Origin of the sequence: Sorangium sp. So ce321 (assembly GCF_051530195.1) — a bacterium.
Taxonomy (GTDB): Bacteria; Myxococcota_A; Polyangia; order Polyangiales; family Polyangiaceae; genus Sorangium.
Map to the genome: position 1 here is coordinate 121326 of NZ_CP150329.1, position 17662 is coordinate 138987.

The window sequence follows — 17662 nt, forward strand, 5'->3', positions numbered from 1 at the left end:
GCGCGGAGGTTCTTGTGCTAGCAGCAGGGGACCTGATCCATGCGCGTCGACTCGATGAGCCCTGGAGCGCGGTGGTGGTACGCGCTCAAGCCCGCCAGCTGGCCCAAGGTGCTCGTCCCCGCCCTGTGCGGACAAGCCGTGGGCGCAGCCGCCGCGGGCCGCGTCGGCGCGGGCGCGCTCGCCTTCGGCGCGCTGTGGATGATCGCCGACGTCGCCTTCGTCGTGCTGCTCAACGACTGGGGCGACCGCGAGGTCGACGCCCTCAAGCGGCGCATGTTCCCGGACGGCTGCTCGCCGAAGACCATCCCGGACGGCATCCTCCCGGCCCACGCCCTCCTCCTCGCCGGCCTCGGGGCCGGCGCCGCCGCGCTGCTCGTCGCCTGGGTGGCCGCCGTCACGCTCGCTCGCCCGCTCCTGCTTCCCCTGGGCGCGCTCGGCCTGCTCGTCTTCGGCGCCTACACGCTGCCGCCGCTCCGGCTCAACTACCGCGGCGGCGGCGAGCTCCTCGAGATGGCCGGGGTCGGCGGCGTCCTCCCCGTGCTGCACGCGTACGCGCAGTGCGGCGCGTGGGCGCCGGCGTGGCTCGCGTCGCTGCTGCCGGGCCTGCTCCTGCTCGCGCTGTCGAGCGCCCTGGCCAGCGGGCTGTCCGACGAGCAGAGCGACCGCGCCGGCGGCAAGCGCACCGTGGCCACGCTGCTCGGCAACGCGGCCACGCGCCGGGCCAGCGAGGCCCTGCTCGGTCTCGGCGCGCTCCTCTGGCCGGCGGCGTCGCTCCTCGCCGAGGGCGCCCCGCCGCTCTGGTCGGTGGCGCCCGCGACGGCCGTCGCGCTCCACTTCGGGGCGCGGCTCGTCCGGAAGAGCCCCGAGGCGGTGACGAACGCCTTCGCCGCGCAGGGGGCGTACAAGCGCGAGCTCCACCGCGCGATCTGGTGGGGCACGGCCGCGCTGTCGGCGGCCGTGCTCGCCGCGGGGCTCCGCGCCGGCGGGGGGCCGGGGTGACCGGGAGCCCGGCCCTCCTCGACGAAGCGCGCGACGAGCTCGCGCGCCTCACGCCGCTCCTCGGCGCGCGGGCCTCGGTCGCCCCGGGCCGCCCGTGCGCGCCCACGCCCGTCGCGCTCGTCGAGCAGATCCTCGACGGCAGCGAGGACGCCGAGCGCGCGCGCGCCTTCGCCCGCGCGCTCGGCGAGGTGATCTGCGCCGTCGCCGACAACTTCCCCGACAACATCTTCTGGGACCTCGACTACCTGGCCTGCTGCCTGTGGCGGGCCGGGAGCGCGCCCGCGATCGGCGAGTTCGCCCGGCGCGTCGTGTCGCTCTGCCTGGGCTTCGGCAACAAGTCGAAGCTGCGCTTCCGCTACGCGCACGACTTCCTCTACGGCTACGACTGGGCCCGCTGGGTGATGCGCAAGCCGGACGAGCGCGCGGGCGTCGGGCCGTTCGACCTCGTGTTCTTCGACTACCTCGACGGCCGGCAGAAGGCGCTCGTCGAGCTCGTGGCGAGCAACGACCGCAAGTACTCGCAGCTGAACGGCCGGGAGTTCCGCAACCCCTTCTCGTTCATCCGCGAGCCGCGCGAGGAGTCGCAGCTCCACCACCTGCTCGCCCAGGTCGATCTCATCCCGCTCAAGGCCTGGCGCATCGACGGCGAGCGCCGCTGGGACCTGCCCTTCACGGAGCTGCGCGCCAAGCTGGCCGACCGGCTCGGCCTGTCGCGGGGCGACGGGCGATGAGCGGCGGGCCGGGGTCGCTCGGGGCCTGGCTCAGGGCGTCGCGGCTCGCCTCGCAGCCGAGCATCGCGCTGCCGCTGCTGCTCGGGCAGCTGCTCGGCGCGCGCGCCGCCGGCCGCCCGCTCGACCTCGGGACGCTCGCGGCGGTCCACCTCTTCGGCCTCCTCGACCAGCTGTTCATCGTCTACGCCAACGACGTCGCCGACCAGGAGACCGACCGCCAGAACCGCACCGCCACCCCGTTCTCCGGCGGCTCGCGCGTGCTGGTCGAGGGGCGCCTCTCGCCGCGCGCGCTCGGCGCCGCGGCCATCGCCTGCGCCGCGGGGCTCGTGGCGGTGTCGGCGGCGCTCGCCGCGGCGCTGCCGACGGCGTCGGCGCCGCTCCTCGTGCCGCTCGCGGTCGCGGCGCTGCTGCTGCTCTGGGCCTACAGCTACCCGCCGCTCCGCCTCTCGTACCGCGGCGGCGGGGAGCTGCTCCAGATGGTCGGCGTCGGCGCGGTCCTGCCGCTCTACGGCTACATCGCGCAGGGGGGCGCCATCGCGCGCTTCCCCTTCGCGTTGCTCGCGTTCCTGCTGCCGAGCCACCTCGGCTGCGCGATCGCCACCGCGCTGCCCGACGAGCCGTCGGATCGCGAGAGCGCCAAGCGGACGCTGCCCGTGCGCGTGGGCGGAGAGCGGGCCGCGCGGGGCGTGGTCGTCCTGAACGGGCTCTCGCTCCTGCTCGCGCCGGTCGGCCTCGGCGCGGCGGGCCTGCGTCCGGGCGCGGGCCTGCTCGTGGCGGCGGCGGCGGCGCTGGTCGTGCTGCTGGCCCGCCCCGCGCCGCCGGGCTCGCGCCTGCTGCTGGTCCGGGTCGCGGCCGCGGCCACGGCGACGCTGTCGCTGGTCGCCTCGACAGCGATCGCCCTCGCCGCGGGCTGAGGGAGGCGGCGCGATGGAGCACGAGTTCTTGCTGCTCTCGCTGCTCTTTCTCCTGCCGGGGGGCGTCATCTGGCTCGCTCGCCCGGACCTTCGCGCCCTGATGAAGCGGATGGCGCTCGCCGCGCTGCCGTTCGCGGCGACGGAGCGGCTGTTCTATCCGGAGTACTGGACGCCGAAGTTCCTCTTCGACCTGGCCGACCGCATCGGGTTCGGCGTCGAGGACATGCTGTTCCTCGCCGGGCTCAGCGCCTTCTCCTCCACCGCCTATGCCGTTGTGTTCCGCCGGGCGCCGGTGCCCTGCTCCCCGCCGGCGGCCCGACCGTGGTCGAGGTTGGACCGGCCGTGGTTGCGGGCAGCCCGACCGTGGTTGCGGGCGGCGGCGGCGATCGCGAGCGTGCTCGCGGCGGCCGGGGTGCTGCTCGCGGCCGGGGTGCCCGTCCTCTACGCCGCGGTGGCGGCGATGATGGCCGTCTCCGCGGCGCTGCTCGCGGCGCGCGGCGACCTGCTCGTGCCGACCGTGCTCGGCGCGCTCCTGTCGGCCGCGGTCTACCTCGGCCTCTGCCTCGTCTTCGCGGCGCTCCTCCCCGGCGTTTTCGCGCGCACCTGGCGGCCCAGCGTGCTGCTCCCGGGCAGGGCGCTCCTCGGCGTCCCGCTCGACGAGATCCTCTACGGGCTCGGCGCGGGCTTCGCGGCCACCGTGTTCCCGGCGTGGGCCTTCGAGTTCAGGTACGCGAAGGCGGCGCGCGTCCCTCCCGCGCGGCGCGCTGGGTGACGCCGGGGGCGCGATCGCCGCCCGGCCGGCGGCTCACTCCGCGATCGTCTCGCAGGGGATGTCGAGCGACGTGTTCATCCGGAACACCGAGGAGCGGCCGTCTCGCTCGGCGTAGAACACCTTGAGCTTGTGGCTCGATCCGGGCTTGATGCGGAGCCTGTCCGCTTCGTCGTCGAGGCGGATGGTCGCCCCGTTCACCCCGTCGTGCACGGAGTGGCTGGCCACGATGGTCTCATCGATCGATATCCAGACATCGTCGCTCGAGTCGAACGAGAAGAAGCCCCCCACCCGGTAGGTGAACGGCAGCTCGAACTCCACGGTGAAGCCGTAGTTGTGCGCCTCGCCCTCGTTGCCGAAGCCGAGGTTGTCGACGACGTAGAAGTCCCTGCCGCCCAGGTGGCCGCCGGTGCTCCACAGGTCGAGGTAGATGTCCTGCTCGTACGTGATGTTGACGCCCGGCTTGTCCTGGAACCACTGGTCGAAGCTATTGCTGCCGTCCTCGATGCCGTCCGAGGTCGAGCTCGCGGCGACCGGCTTCCCGTTCTTGAGCTCGCTCTGGGGCTCGATGTCCTCCCCGTTGGTCGTCTGCGAGGGCCCGAAGTCCTGGTGCTTCTCCGGGAAGTCGCGCACGATCATGGGGAAGGTCGCCGTGCAGAGGATCGCGTTGGCGTTCCCGGGACCTCCGCCGCCGTCGCTGCTGCCGCCCTCACCGCCGCCGTCGTCGGAGCTGCCGCCCGCGCCAGGCGGACCTTCGTCGGTGTTCCCCGCGCTGTCGATGGGCCCTTGTTCGGAGGGGGCGATCGTCGTGGAGGACGAGGATTCGCCGTTTGCACGGGCGATGTTGGCGGTCTGGAGCGGGCACCCCGCGAGGGGGAGTGCCGCGCACGCGAGGAGCAGCAGGGCGAGGGGCCTCCTGGAGGCCCGGCAGAGGGACGCTTCGGGGTGGGCCAGGTTCATCGGACCGCCTCCTGTTCCCTGGATGCAGATGGACCGGGCCACCCTTCGGGAAATCGTACATGCCGCGTCATTCCAGGAGGAACCGGCCGCGCGAGGGGCGCCGCAATGCCATCAGGGCCGCTGGTACGCGAAAAGCGCCAGAGGACTGGAATCTCCCCTGGCGCGCGAGGCGCGCCGCAATGCCATCGGGGGAGCCGCTGAAGCGCGAAAAGCGCCAGAGGATTGGAATTCCCCCTGGCGCTCCTCGCGCGTCCTCTCTTCTTCGCTTCACTCGGAGCGGTGGCGCTCCAGGGCGCGAGCGGCGCGCTCGCGTCGTCGACCCCTCTCGTGGGCGGGAGGGGTCGACCGCGCCTGCCGCGTCACGGCAGCATCAGGACGCACTCGGTCCGGCAGGTCGGGCCGCCGGCGCCGCCGCCGACCGGCTCCTCGCAGATGGTCCGCACGGTCGCGCCGGGGGGGCAGGTCGGCCCTTCCACGCACTCGCTCCAGCACTCGCCGGGGTACGAGTCGTTACCGCCCATGCCGGTGCCGGTGCTGCCGCTCGTGCCGGAGCAGACCGTCTGTTCGATCGTGCCCGGCGGGCAGTAGGGCTCCACCGGGATGCACTCGGTCCAGCAACCGCCGCCGGGGTACGGGCTGCCGCCCATGCCGGTGCCGGAGCTGCCGCTCGTGCCGGGCATCGGGTCCGCGCAGACGGTCTGCGGGATGGTGTCCGGCGGGCAGTAGGGCTGGTCGGGCACGCACTCGATGAAGCAGCCGCCCCATCCGCCGCCGGAGCTGCTGCCGCTGCCGCTGCCGCCGCTGCCGCCCATGCCGGTGCCGGTGCTGCTGGTCGTCTCGGGCATGCCGTCGTAACAGACCTCCTGCGGCCTGGAGCCCGGCGGGCAATAGGGCCCCACGGGCACGCACTCGGTCCAGCAGTACTCCTCGCCGGGGTACGGGCTGCTGCCGCCGCTGCCGCCGCTGCCGCCGTAGCCGGTGCCGGTGCCGGTGCTGCCCGAGCTGCCGACCGAGACGGCGCTGCCGCCGCAGACGGTCTGCGGCATGGTGTCCGGCGGGCAGTAGGGCTCCTGGGGCACGCACTCGACGTAGCAGCTGCCCCAACCGCTGTCGCCGCCAGCGCCGCCGACGCCGGAGCTGGCGACGGTGGAGCCCTCGTTGCAGATCCACTGCGCCTCCGTGCCCACCGGGCAGTAGTACTGCTCGGGCACGCAGTCGGTCCAGCAGTTGCCCGGCACGGGCGGCGCGGCCATGCCCTCGCCGGCGCTGTCGGAGCCGTCCCACGCGCCGGCGCCGCCGGTCGAAGCCCAGCCGCCAGCGCCGCCGACGCCGCCGGTGCCGACGCTGACGCTGCTGCTCACGGCGGTGTTGACGTCGTCGCAGGTGGTCTGCGGCCTGGTGCCCGGCGGACAGTAGGGCTCCTGGGGCACGCACTCGGTCCAGCAGTCCCCGGGGGGAGCCGGCATCGCGTCAAAGCCGCCGCCGACGCCGGTGGCGCTGGCGCTGCCCCAGCCGCCGCCGCCGGTGGTGGAGGACGTGGAGGAGCCGCTGCACACGGTCTGCTCGATGGTGCCCGGCGGGCAGAACGGCCGCGGCGGCACGCACTCGCTCCAGCACCCCGGGTCGACCGGCATCGGCATGCCGACGCCCCCGGCCGAGCCGCCGACACCCGCGGTGGTGGTGGCGGTGGTGCTGCCCCCGCAGACGGTCTGCTCCAGCCATCCAGGCGGACAGTCGCTGTCGGGCACACACCGCTCCTCGCACATCTCGCCGATCTCACACGGCGAACAGACGGTGTCCCAGTGGAAGCCAGGTCCGCAGTCGGGATCGGGCGGCACGGGCGGCTCGTCGGAGCCCCCGCAGCCTTGCCCCTTGGCGCCGGTGAGCACCACGAGCGCGGAGAGCGCGATGAGCCCCTGGAGACAGGAGCGCGCTGTCGATGAACGCGAGATAAGAGAGGAGAAGATCGAGGAACGCATGGGGGTACTCCGTCCTGCGTGCCTGTGGCAGACACGCGATGAAGGAACGAGGGCTCTGCGCCGCGGCGTGCGGAGCGCGGCTGCTCCGCGGCTGCTCTGCGCCGGCTCGGAGAGCTCGTCCGGAGATAAAGCACTGGACATGCCACCCTCGCCCGCTCGCCCGCCCGCGCGCTCTCCGCAGCGCTTTCCGCGTATTTCGGCGGGTTTCCGGCGGTGCATGGCCTCCGCCGCGGGACTCCGCGGAGCGCGGCAGGGCCAACGTGTGACGGAGAGCGTTGGTTTCGTGCCACGTTGGGCCAGCTGCGCCACCTGGGCATGCCGGCTCAGCGCTAGCTGTAAAGCGGAGAGGTCGCGCGCGAAGCGGGAAGGCCGCGCGCGAAGCGAGGAGGTCGCGGGGAGGTCTGCCGAGCTGCTGGACCGGAGGAGCCGCTGTCGGTCGCTCGGCGGCGGCTGGCCCCAGGCGAGGACCCAGCTGCCGTCGCGCTGGGCTGATCATTCTGGAACGACCGGTCCAGAACGATCAGGCCATGGCGAGCCGCAGGAGCGAGCGCGGTCCGGCAGGGGCCTCGCGCCGCGCGATCAGCTTGTTTCCCCCAGGGATGCGCGCCACGGCGCGCGAGCCACAGCGGCGCGGGAGAGGGGCAGGGTAAGGCGGGAGCGCTGGATACGTGCCAGGTTGAGCCAACCGCCAGGCGGGGCTCGCCGCGCGCCACGGGCTCGCCGCGCGCCATGGGCTCGCCGCGCGCCGCCGGCTTGCCTGCGCGGCGGCGCCGGTCCGGGGTGGCCTACTGCGCGGCGGCGCGCTGCTGCACGTAGGGCAGCCGCGCCGCCACCTTCTGGACCTCGTCCGCCCCCTCGAGCAGCTGGGCGATCGGGTCCCACGTGCCCTTGATCAGCGACTCGCGCGCGCCCGGCTTGATGGTGAAGGGCACCTTGAGGTCGCCGGCCCGGACGACCTGCTCCTGCAGGTCGACCGTGACGGTCGTCGACGGGTCGGCGTTGACGCGGGCCACGAGCGCGGCGCGGTCCTCGCGGCCCACCGAGACGCAGGGGATGCCGAGCGTCGTCGAGTTGCCGAAGAAGATCTCGGCGAAGCTCTCGGCGATCACGGCCTTGAAGCCGGCCTTGGCGATCGACTGCGGCGCGTGCTCGCGCGACGAGCCGCAGCCGAAGTTGCGGTCCGCGATCAGGATCGTGGCGCCCGCGAAGCGCGGGTCGTTCAGCGGGTGCTCCCGCTTCGCGCCCTGCTCGTCGAAGCGCACGTCCTTGAAGAGGTGCTCGCCGATGCCATCGAAGGTGACGCACTTGAGGTAGCGCGCCGGGATGATGCGGTCCGTGTCGATGTCGTCCCCCGGAACGTGAACGGCGCGACCGGTGACGGATTGAATCAAGTCGAGTGCCATTGGGATCTCCCTCGGGTGCGAGCGTCGTCAGATTCCGAACACGTCACGAGCGTCGGCGATCTCGCCGCGCACGGCGGCGGCGGCCACCATCACCGGGCTCATGAGCACGGTGCGGCCGGTGGGGCTCCCCTGCCTGCCCTTGAAGTTGCGGTTGGAGGACGACGCGCACAGCTCGTCGCCGATCAGCTTGTCCGGGTTCATCGCCAGGCACATCGAGCAGCCCGGCTCGCGCCACTCGAAGCCGGCCTCGCGGAAGACCTTGTCCAGCCCCTCGGCCTCGGCCGCGCGCGCCACGTCCATCGACCCGGGCACCGCCAGCGCGCGCACGTTCGGCGCGACCTTGTGCCCCTTGATGCGCCGCGCGACCTCCCGGAAGTCCGAGATCCGGCCGTTCGTGCAGCTGCCGATGAACGCGACGTTGATCTTCGTCCCCTCGATCGGCTTGCCGCCCTCGAGGCGCATGTACTCGAGCGCCTCGCGGATGAGCGCCCGCTCGGACTCGTTCGCCACGTCCTCGGCCGCCGGGACCTTCTCCTTCACCGAGATCGCCTGGCCGGGCGTGATGCCCCAGGTGACCGTCGGCGCGATCTCGCTCGCGTCGATCCGGACCACGTCGTCGTAGCGCGCGTCGGCGTCCGACGCGATCGAGCGCCAGTACTCGAGCGCCCTGTCCCACGCCTCGCCCTGCGGGGCGTACGGGCGGCCCTTGATATAATCGAACGTCGTCTGATCCGGGTTCACGTAGCCGACCCGGGCGCCGCCCTCGATCGACATGTTGCACAGGGTCATCCGCTCCTCCATCGAGAACGCCTCGATGGTCGAGCCGCCGTACTCGTACGCGTAGCCCGTGCCGCCGGACACGCCGAGCCGGCGGATGATCTCGAGGATGATGTCCTTCGCGTAGACGCCCGGGCCGAGCTTGCCCTCCACCTGGATGCGCCGGACCTTGAGCCGCTGGAGGCTCAAGGTCTGCGTGGCGAGGACGTCGCGCACCTGCGTCGTCCCGATCCCGAACGCGATCGCGCCGAACGCGCCGTGCGTCGACGTGTGCGAGTCGCCGCACGCGATCGTCATGCCGGGCTGGGTCAGGCCGAGCTCGGGGCCGATGATGTGCACGATGCCCTGCCGCCCGGACTCGAGATCGAAGAAGGTGACGCCCTGCTCCGTACACGCTTTCTTGAGGGCGTCGACCATCCCCTCGGCGAGCGAGTCCTTGAACGGCCGCTTGCGGTTGTCGGTCGGGACGATGTGGTCGAGCGTCGCGAACGTCCGCTCGGGCATGCGCACGCGCAGGTTCAGGTCGCGGAGCATCCCGAACGCCTGGGGGCTCGTCACCTCGTGGATCAGGTGAAGGCCGATGAAGAGCTGGTCCTCGCCGTTCGGCAACGTGCGGACTTTGTGGAGGTCCCAAACCTTGTCATAGAGACTCTTACCCATGATGGCCTCTCGGGGCGCGGCTGAACGCGGCTGAAGATGACGGCGTGCGAAGCGGACCGGCCCGAGCGCCGGAGCCGGGGCGCGCCGGCGGCCTCCTGGGGAGGCAACCGGAGCTCGACGGATCCGGCGTCGGGCAGGTGGCAGGACTATGCGGGAGCCGTAGAATTAAGTCTAATGAAACTTTTTTCACGATGAGTTAAGTATTGCTACATGGATGCGTCGCTCCTCCCCGCGCTCGAGGATGTCCTGATGGTGGCCCGGTCGGGCTCGGTCGCCGAGGCGGCGCGGCGGCTCCACAAGACGCCGTCGGCGATCAGCCAGCAGGTGCGCCGGGTGGAGGAGCACTTCGGGGTGGCGCTGTTCGAGCGCGACGGGCGCGGGGTGCGGCTGAGCTCGGCCGGCGAGGCGGCGCTCGGCGCGATCACGCGGCTGTTCGACCAGGCGGAGGGCGTGTTCGAGCTGCTCTCGGAGCTGGCGGGGGAGCCGTCGACGACGCTGCGCGTGGCGGCGAGCGACTACCTCGGCAAGGGGCTGCTCGTGCCGGTCATCCGCCAGCTGCTCGAGAAGCGCGCGCCGGTGCGGTTCGCGATCACGACGGCGAACTCGGTGGACGCGGCGCGGTGGGTGGAGCGCGGGGAGGTGGACCTGGGCCTCGCGTCGGCGTCGTCGGCGGGGGGCGACCTCGTGCGGCAGCCGCTGTTCGTGCAGCCGTTCCTCTGGGTGGGGCCGCGGCAGAAGGGCGAGGCGCCGGCGCTGCGCGAGCGGCTCCGGCACGAGCCGCTGCTCCGGCTGGCGCCCGGCAGCGTGGGGCGGCGCATGCTCGACGCGTACCTGGACCGCGAGCGGATCCGGCCGATCTCGACGATCGATGTCTCGAGCGTGTCGCTCCTCGTGTCGTACGTGTCCGGCGGGCTGGGCATCGGCCTCGCGCCGGCGCTCGCGCTCACCGAGGTGGCGCGCTCGCGGCTCGACGTGGAGGTCGCCGAGGTGGAGCCGCTGCCGGTGGAGCTGATGACGCGCGAGAACTTCCGGCGCAACCCGATCATCGAGCGCTTCATCGACCGGCTGGCCGCCGAGGGGCGCCGCGCCGAGCAGCGGACGCGCGCGCTCCTCGGTGGGTAGCGCGGGGAGCGCCTCGCGGGAGAGAGCTCGCCCCCGCCGGCGCGCCGCCGTCGCCGCTTGTCAGGGGAGCGCGCGCGCGACACGATGCCACGCGCGTGCAGATGCTAGACCTTGGGTTGACGGATTCTTGCGGACGCGGACGATCGAGCGAAGGACCGGCGGGCGTCACGGCATTCACGGAGGAGGAGGCGCCCTCGATGCGCACCACGCGGCCGCTGGCGCCGTCTTGCCAGCGCCCTTCGCCGATGCTCGCTGTGTTGCTGTCGACCACTCTGGTGCTCCCGCTCGCCGGGTGTGCGGCCAGCCCCGAGAACATCGCCAGGCGGAGCGAGCTTTCCTCTTCTTCCGACGCCGGGACGGGCGCCGGCGGCGGTTTCGCCGGGGCCGGCGGCGGTTTCGCCGGGGTCGGCAGCGGCCCGGGCGGCAGCTCCTCCGCAGGGGGCGGCGGCGGGGAGGACCCGTGCAGGCCGCGGCTCGAGGGGATCGTGCGCGACTTCAAGGCGTACGGCAGCCCCGGCGGACATCCGGACTTCGAGCGCTGGGGCGGCGACATCGTGCAGGGCATCGTCGAGGTCGAGCTCGGCGCGGACGGCAAGCCTGTCTATGCCTTTCCCGGCCCTCCGGAGGAGTCCCACACCGAGGGGCGCGAGGCGTTCGACCAGTGGTTCCGGGACGTCCCGGAGGTCAACCGGTCGATCCGGTACACCATCCCCCTCGACGTGAGCGATCAGCAGCTTCGTATCTTCTTCGACAAGGACTTCTTCCCCATCGACGACGACGACCGGAGCTGGGGCAATGAGGGGCGAGATCACAACTACAGCTTCACGTTCGAGCTCCACATGACGTTCAAGTACAGGCGCGGGGACGTCTTCATCTTCGCCGGCGACGACGACATCTGGGTGTTCATCGACAGGAAGCTGGCGATCGACATGGGCGGGGTCCATTCCCCTGCCTCGTGGACCCTCGATCTCGACGAGCTGGCCGGGGAGATCGACCTCGAGGTAGGGCGGGAATACCCGATCGACATCTTCTTCGCGGAGCGCCGCAGCGGCGGATCAGAGCTCATGTTCACGACGCTCGCGTACACGAACTGCGAGCCGATCATCCGGTAGCGCATCCACCTCGCGGTCGGCGCCCTGAGCAAGGGCGCGCTCCCGCGCAGGGAAGAGGGGGAGGAGAAATGCAAGAACGCCGGCGTCAGCCGGCGTTCTGTCGCTCCAGGAAGGCCTCTGGGCGGGCTACTTGGTCATGGTGGGCATGCACATCATCATGGGCATGCTGCCGCACATCATCATCATGGGCATGCCGGTCGACATCATCTTCATCATCGACTCGCAGCAGCTCTTGAGCATGTCCATCGACATGCCCTCGGCCGGCATCATCTTGCAGGTCATCCCGTCCTTGGTCATCTCACAGGTCATCTTGCACATCATGGGCATGTTCCCGCCCATCGTGCTCATCATGCTGGACATCATCGGCATGCCCATGCCCATCATGTTGGGCATCATTCCCATCATGTTGGGCATCATTCCCATCATGTTGGACATCATCGGCATGCCCATTCCCATCATGTTGGGCATCATCGGCATGCCCATCCCCATCATGTCCGGCATCATGCCCATGCCCATCATGTTGCGCATCATGCCCATCATGTCCGGCATCATGCCCATCATGTTGCGCATCATGCCCATCATGTCCGGCATCATGCCCATGCCCGGCATCATGCCCATGCCCATGCCGGGCATCATTGATCCGCCGGACGTCTTCTCCGTCGTCGGCATCGTGGAGGTCGTCGGCATCGTGGTGGAGGTCGTCATCGGCGTCGCGGTGGTCATGGTGGGCTCTCCTGTCGTCAGCGCTCGTGGCTTTCAAGGTCTGTTGTAACCTGTTCGCGCGCGTCCACAACGACCTCGATCAAGGGTCCATCATTTTGCTCCACCCTAGCGGAGGCGCCTCCACAGCGTTGGAGGCGCCTGCGCCCCGAGCGGATGACTGTCCAACATCGCGGCGGAAATCACGAGCGGGCGCACAGAACAGCGCGTCCGCAAACTGAAGAGTCTGCTTTGGTCCACAACCCGGCGCGCTCGGCGTCTTCCACGGCAACACAGCGCGTCCGGCGCACGAAACGCAGCTGACGCATGCTCGAAAACCATGTCAGAACAGGTGAACCACGTCACATCGTCGGAATCGGCGGCGGTGTCTCGATGTCACCCGGTCGAGCACGCGCACCTCGAGCCCCCGCTGCACGCCGAGCAGCGCCGCGAGCAGACACGCCGACGGCGAGCGTCCTGACCAGCACCGGCCCGTGCTCGGCGGGCGGCTCGGGGATGTCCTCCAGGAGCCCGGATCTGGGCTTGCCGGGCTCGACCGTGATGGCGCGCATCGTGGCCTCCTTCCTTTGACCGTCAACGGACCACCTCCACGGAAGATGCCACGCGCCGCGCCCCGGTTCCCGCCGTGCGCGGCCGGACGCCGTCCCCGCGCACCGAGGCGGCGCGCCGGCTCGTCGCCGTCGTCCGGCCGGCGGCGAACGCCGTGGCCGCGTTCGAGGCGCCATCGACGCCGGCAGGAGCGCTGCAGTCGCTCCATATCCATGGCCATGTCGCGGACTCGTGAGCTTCCGAGTCGCCGACTCCGCCATGTCGACGGTCCTGCCGAGATCGCGGACCCTTCGGGCGGCGGGGGTACGTCCGAGGCGGCGGAGCGCTCCTGTGCGGGCGTCGCGCGATCTCCGGCGCCCGACGGCCGCGACGCGAGGTCGGCAGGGGTCGCCGCGTTTGACACCGCCCCGCGCGCGTCCAACAGATCGCTTCATGAGAGCTCTTTTTGCACTGGTCGTGTTGCTCGTCCCGGGTCACCTCCTCGCCGAGGAGCCAGCCGGGAGCGCCGGCGTGGCCCTCCGCTGCGCCGGCCCGGACGCCGGCGCGATGGCTGGCCAGCTCGACCCCTCGTTCGGCGGGGCGGGGACCGGGATGGCGCGGGTGCGCTTCGGCGCCGACGACGACGGTGGCTTCTTCGATCTCGACGCCGCCGGCGATGAGATCATCGCGGGCGGGTGGGGCCAGGGCGGCCTCGGCGGGGTGAGGTTCCGCGTCGCCCGCCTGACCGGGGCCGGCTCGGTCGATCCCGGCTTCGGCGGTGGCGGCATGGTGACGACCTCCTGGGCCGCCTCGACCGGCGACTACGTCTATCTGGCGGCCGTCAGCCGCCGGCGCGCCGGCGGGACCGTCGCCATCGGCTGGCGCGATCGGTTCGGGGGCGCCTCGGCGGACGTGGCGCTGGCGCGGTACGCTGACGACGGCTCGCTCGATCCGAGCTTCGGCGACGGCGGCAAGCGCCTGCTCGACCTCGGCGGGGACGAGGTGATCCGGGGCGGGCTCGTCGCGCACGACGACGGGATCGTGGCCGTGGGCCAGCGCGACGGACGCCTGCTGATCGCGCGCGCCACCGGGGACGGCGCCCTCGACACCTCGTTCGCCATCCCGCGCGGCTACCGGACCGTGGCGCTGGGGCCCGCGTCGGTCGCCGAGGCGGTCGCGATCGATCGGCGCCGCCGGCTCGTCGTGGTCGGCTCCGCGGAGCGGGACGGCCAGCGCGACATGGTGGTGATCCGGCTCCTGCCGAGCGGCGCGCTCGACGGCTCCTTCGGCGACCGGGGCGTCATCGTCGCCGGAGATCCGGGGATCGACGAGCGCGCTGTCGCCGTCGCGCTGTCGCCCGACGGCGGCGTCGTGGTGGCCGGCGACGCGGGCCCGGAGGGGGCGCGCGACTTCCAGGTCCGCCGCTTCCTCGCGGACGGCTCGCCCGACCCGGCGTTCGGCGAAGCAGGCGTGGCCGCGTGGCCGACCACCGGGGGCGACGATCGGGCCGAGGACATGGTGCTGCTGCCGGGCGGCGCCGTCCTCGTGGCGGGCAACGGCGGCGAGGGCGGCGCGGCGATGCCGCTGCTCGCGCGGTACGCGTGCGACGGCGCGCTCGACGCGGGGTTCGGCGATGGAGGCGTGCTGCCGGTCGATTTCGGCGAGTTCGGGGTGCTGCACACGGTGCGGGTGATCTCCGGCGATCAGGTCCTCCTCGGCGGCGCCGACGTGGGCATGTCCCCGGGGCCAGGGACCTACGGCGTGGTGGCGCGGATGTGGATGTGATCGCGGCGGAGGGCCGAAGGCCGCCGATACGACGGGGGGACCGGCAATGGCTACCTCATCGAGGTCGTCGCCGACTCCATGCGCCTGCGCGCGCTCGCGCCGCGATGGCCTCGACCGCGGGCCGGCCCTCCGGCTGGTAGGGGACGTCGACATGATCCCGCCGTCCAGCACGAGATCGCCCCTGGGCGCGTAGAGCCGCCTCCACGCCACACTCTGCGGGCTCGCGACAGAGCCCGCGAGGTTTCGTGAAACCAGAGCCTCCCCCGCGCGTAGGTCAGGGCAGCAACCGACCGAACTGGCCATCGACGAACGTCCAATCCCATCGCCCCTCCGTCGGGGATCGGCACGTCGGTCGCCCGATGGCGCGGCGACGTTCGTGGATGAACCAAGGAGAAAAACCAATGGATACGATGAAGCTGATGCTCTCTCTCGGTGCCCTGCTGGTCTCGTCCAGCGCCCTGGGCTGCGCAGTGAACACGGATGATGAAGAGGCGATGGAGTTCACGGGCGAGTCGGAGGACGCCATCATCAATGGCAGCACCGACCCGAACGCCGCGTATCGCGCCGTGAGCATGCTCATCAGCATCACTCCTGGCTCCGAGCCGTACATCATCCCGACGCTCTGCACCGGGACGCTGATCGCGAGCGCCTGGGTCCTCACCGCGGCGCACTGCGTCTCGGACGCCAATGGCGTCCCGCTCGCCCCGAGTCGCGTCTTCGTGTCAGGCGCCGGCGCCGTCTCCGGGGTACACGTGATGCCAGGCTGGACCGGCAAGCCCATCTGGGTCTCGTCGAGCGCCGCGGACGTTGCGCTCTTGCACCTCGCCTCCCCGGTGCTCAACCAGGTGAACGATCTGAACCTGCCATGCCCCTTGGTCGACGCCACGCACGGCTGCGTGGTGACGTCGATCTCCTCCTTCTTCCCGCGAGGGTGGCCGCCGGCCGACAGGAACATCCACTGCGTCAGCAATGGCCCGCGGACGGCAGGGGGCAGCTACCGCGGCGTCGGGGCCGCAGACGCCGTCAACTTCATCGAAGATGATGCCAACCTCGTCGCTGGTACACCGTGGTACACGTACCGGACCAACGCTGCCGGTCAGACCCTGATCCAGACCGACGAAGGCGGTGGGTGCTTCTGGGAGCCATCGGGCAGCAGCGCGATCCGTGGTCAGCTGGTCAGCGTGAACAGCTTTGACAGCGCGGAGCTCACGATTCCCCGCTCCTCCACGCACGTCGAGTACGCAACGATCTCGGACACCTTCATCAACTGGGTGAAGAGCGTCATCCCGCCGGAGCAGTACACGCTCGTGAGGCCTCGCGGGGGCAATCTGTAGCGCTCCCTCGCCCGCCCGGGGTCGTCTGGACCTGGCGGTCACCGCTGACCCGCTGGACCGCGCGCAGGTGCCCCTCACGGGGCCGCCTCGCCGTCACTCCAGCTCCAGCTCGACGAGCCGGATCTCCCCCTCGAGGAAGCCCGTCTCCCTGAAGTACGTCATGTACTCGAACCGCCCTCCTTCCCGCGCGAGCTCGGCGTGACCGAGGCCGGCATACGGCCACGCCTCCGGGTTCGGCGGCGCCTCGGCGGTGAACACCACCACGCTGTCCGACCACGGGCCCTCCGGCGCGGGCGCCGTCCGCAGCGAGATGTGCGACGACACAGGCTCGCTGTACAGCGCGATGTACCTCCCGGCGCGCTCGTTCCAGTGCACCGACATCATCGGCGCTCCCGCCATGACGGGCTCGGCCTCGTCGTGGCCGTCCACCCAGTCGCCGTCCGAGTAGAACCGCCACGCTCCGCGCTCGGTCGCCTCCGCGGCCGGCGCGCGCGCGACGAGGCAGGGGCACGTGAGCCCCGCGCACGCGCATGCGTAAGCATAGAGCATCCCCTCGTGGACGAGCGCCGCCGCCGTGAGCGCGGGCTCGGCCGCGCCGAAGAGCAGCGTCGGATCCGCGGCGCCCGGGCGCACCTCGGGGCGCGCGAGCGGCGCGTCGAGGCGCTCCCAGACCGCGACGGACGAGCCGAGCAGCTCGAAGTTGAACGCGCCGGGCCGCGCCATCAGCTTGCTGTAGAGGACGAGCGCGCGGCCGGTCGCGTCGTCGGCGACGATGGGCCCCGGCCACAGCGCGTAGCGCGCCCCGCAGTCCTCCGTGCACTCCTGCTCCGCCAGGGGGCCGAAGTGCGCGAGGTTGAACGCGAGCTCCTCCTCGGTGAATGGCAGGAGCTCCCCCGGCGCGCCGGCCGCGTCGAGCGGCTCGGTGAGCGGCGAGAGCCCGTCGGAAGCGTCGAGATCGAAGGTCGCGCAGAAGGTGCTCGACCTCCAGATCGAGCGGTCTTCTCCCGGCGTCTCCAGGGTCGTGTCGCCGAACACCCACACCGAGCGGTCGCCCCACCGCGCGCTGTACCCGCCGTCCCGGCCCCGGATCACGGGCTCGAACGCGAGCGGGCCGAGATCGCGCGCCGCGCGCACCGCGGCCTCGGGCGCGTCCGCGCCGCCGCACCCGGCGCAGAGGAGAGCGACCCCGGCGGCACCGATCGTCCTTCGATAGCGCATGCGCGCGAGGGTATCATGGAGGTGCAAAGCCGCTGCACGCGGTTCCTGCTCGAACCGCGGCGTCGCGTGAGCCCGTCCGAGGGCCGGACGGGCAAGGCAAGAGCGAGCGACGCTCCGCCGCCGTCAGATCTGCCGGCACGCCGCGGCGCAGCGGCGGCACTCGTCAGCGCACGTCTTCATCTGGGCGTCGCCGGTGAGCTTGTCGCAGCTCGCCGCGCACAGGTCGCAGAGGGACGCGCAAACGCTGGTGATCTGGGAGCGCTGCGGCGAGCTGCGCAGGAGGAGCTTGGAGGCCGCCTCGCAGATGTCGGCGCAGTCCTGGAGCAAGCGCATGTGCGTGGCGTCGGCGTGCGCGCCGCCCATCTCGAGGCAGTACTGGCTGGCATGGGTGCAGATCGAGCCGCAATCCTGGGTGAACCGGGCCACCTCGCGGAACGATCTGTCCCCCGGAAATTTGCTCATGAGAACCCCCCTTGGTCAACTGGGCCGCTCCTCGCCGCGAGGCATCTCGCGACAAAGAGGCAACCTTGGTATCCAGAGGTTGAATGGATTGAGCGGCTTTCGCACGTCGGGCCATCCCGCATATGGGCCTCGGAACAGCGATTGACGCGACGAGATCTCGTGTCCTGAACGCGCCGCGCGAGCGCCTGG

General features: G+C 71.7%; 16 protein-coding genes. 10 read left to right on the plus strand and 6 right to left on the minus strand.

Going from position 1 to position 17662, the window contains the following annotated elements; genetic code table 11:
- Positions 1-39: 39 nt before the first annotated feature.
- From WME89_RS00450 to WME89_RS00465, 4 genes are read left to right on the plus strand one after another with little or no spacing between them, the layout of a single operon-like run.
- Positions 40-999: a UbiA family prenyltransferase gene (locus tag WME89_RS00450; RefSeq protein ID WP_438007319.1), complete on the plus strand. Its 960-nt coding sequence runs from the start codon at positions 40-42 to the stop codon at positions 997-999.
- The gene (locus WME89_RS00455; protein ID WP_437654913.1) at positions 996-1730 is read left to right on the plus strand and encodes a ferrochelatase; all 735 of its coding nucleotides are present in this window, start codon (positions 996-998) and stop codon (positions 1728-1730) included. The genes WME89_RS00450 and WME89_RS00455 overlap by 4 nt, the downstream gene beginning before the upstream one ends.
- On the plus strand, positions 1727-2644 hold the full coding sequence (locus WME89_RS00460; protein ID WP_438007320.1) for a prenyltransferase: 918 nt from the start codon (positions 1727-1729) through the stop codon (positions 2642-2644). Before WME89_RS00455 ends, WME89_RS00460 begins: the two co-directional genes overlap by 4 nt.
- Positions 2645-2657: 13 nt before the next feature.
- Complete coding sequence (locus WME89_RS00465) at positions 2658-3416, plus strand: lycopene cyclase domain-containing protein (RefSeq protein ID WP_438007321.1); 759 nt, start codon at positions 2658-2660, stop codon at positions 3414-3416.
- A gap of 33 nt (positions 3417-3449) precedes the next feature.
- Here the strand turns inward: WME89_RS00465 and WME89_RS00470 are convergent, their stop codons facing one another.
- The 4 genes from WME89_RS00470 to leuC form a co-directional block, all read right to left on the minus strand.
- Positions 3450-4373 (minus strand): fibro-slime domain-containing protein, encoded by a 924-nt coding sequence (locus tag WME89_RS00470; RefSeq protein ID WP_438007322.1) that lies wholly within the window; start codon positions 4371-4373, stop codon positions 3450-3452.
- A gap of 359 nt (positions 4374-4732) precedes the next feature.
- On the minus strand, positions 4733-6352 hold the full coding sequence (locus WME89_RS00475; RefSeq protein WP_438007323.1) for a hypothetical protein: 1620 nt from the start codon (positions 6350-6352) through the stop codon (positions 4733-4735).
- 785 nt (positions 6353-7137) lie between these two features.
- Positions 7138-7755, minus strand: coding sequence for a 3-isopropylmalate dehydratase small subunit (gene leuD, locus WME89_RS00480; RefSeq protein WP_437622875.1), 618 nt, complete (start codon positions 7753-7755; stop codon positions 7138-7140).
- Between the two features lie 27 nt (positions 7756-7782).
- A complete protein-coding gene (leuC, locus tag WME89_RS00485) occupies positions 7783-9192 on the minus strand; it encodes a 3-isopropylmalate dehydratase large subunit (RefSeq protein WP_438007324.1) in 1410 nt (469 codons plus the stop codon).
- Between the two features lie 210 nt (positions 9193-9402).
- Between leuC and WME89_RS00490 the strand changes: the two genes are divergently transcribed.
- The 6 genes from WME89_RS00490 (at position 9403) to WME89_RS00515 (ending at position 15793) form a co-directional block, all read left to right on the plus strand.
- Positions 9403-10314 (plus strand): LysR family transcriptional regulator, encoded by a 912-nt coding sequence (locus tag WME89_RS00490; protein ID WP_437622877.1) that lies wholly within the window; start codon positions 9403-9405, stop codon positions 10312-10314.
- A gap of 254 nt (positions 10315-10568) precedes the next feature.
- Positions 10569-11426 (plus strand): fibro-slime domain-containing protein, encoded by an 858-nt coding sequence (locus WME89_RS00495; protein ID WP_438012086.1) that lies wholly within the window; start codon positions 10569-10571, stop codon positions 11424-11426.
- 145 nt (positions 11427-11571) lie between these two features.
- Positions 11572-12198, plus strand: a complete 627-nt coding sequence (locus WME89_RS00500; protein ID WP_438007325.1) for a hypothetical protein — start codon at positions 11572-11574, stop codon at positions 12196-12198.
- Positions 12199-12771: 573 nt separating this feature from the next.
- Positions 12772-12930: a hypothetical protein gene (locus WME89_RS00505; RefSeq protein ID WP_438007326.1), complete on the plus strand. Its 159-nt coding sequence runs from the start codon at positions 12772-12774 to the stop codon at positions 12928-12930.
- 197 nt (positions 12931-13127) lie between these two features.
- Positions 13128-14459, plus strand: coding sequence for a hypothetical protein (locus WME89_RS00510; protein ID WP_438007327.1), 1332 nt, complete (start codon positions 13128-13130; stop codon positions 14457-14459).
- 401 nt (positions 14460-14860) lie between these two features.
- Positions 14861-15793 (plus strand): trypsin-like serine protease, encoded by a 933-nt coding sequence (locus tag WME89_RS00515; RefSeq protein WP_438007328.1) that lies wholly within the window; start codon positions 14861-14863, stop codon positions 15791-15793.
- 93 nt (positions 15794-15886) lie between these two features.
- On the opposite strand, the gene WME89_RS00520 is transcribed toward WME89_RS00515, so the two are convergent.
- Together WME89_RS00520 and WME89_RS00525 are read right to left on the minus strand one after the other, a co-directional pair.
- Positions 15887-17011, minus strand: coding sequence for a DUF4185 domain-containing protein (locus WME89_RS00520; protein ID WP_438007329.1), 1125 nt, complete (start codon positions 17009-17011; stop codon positions 15887-15889).
- A 123-nt stretch (positions 17012-17134) separates the two neighbouring features.
- Positions 17135-17473: a four-helix bundle copper-binding protein gene (locus WME89_RS00525; RefSeq protein WP_438007330.1), complete on the minus strand. Its 339-nt coding sequence runs from the start codon at positions 17471-17473 to the stop codon at positions 17135-17137.
- Positions 17474-17662 lie beyond the last annotated feature (189 nt).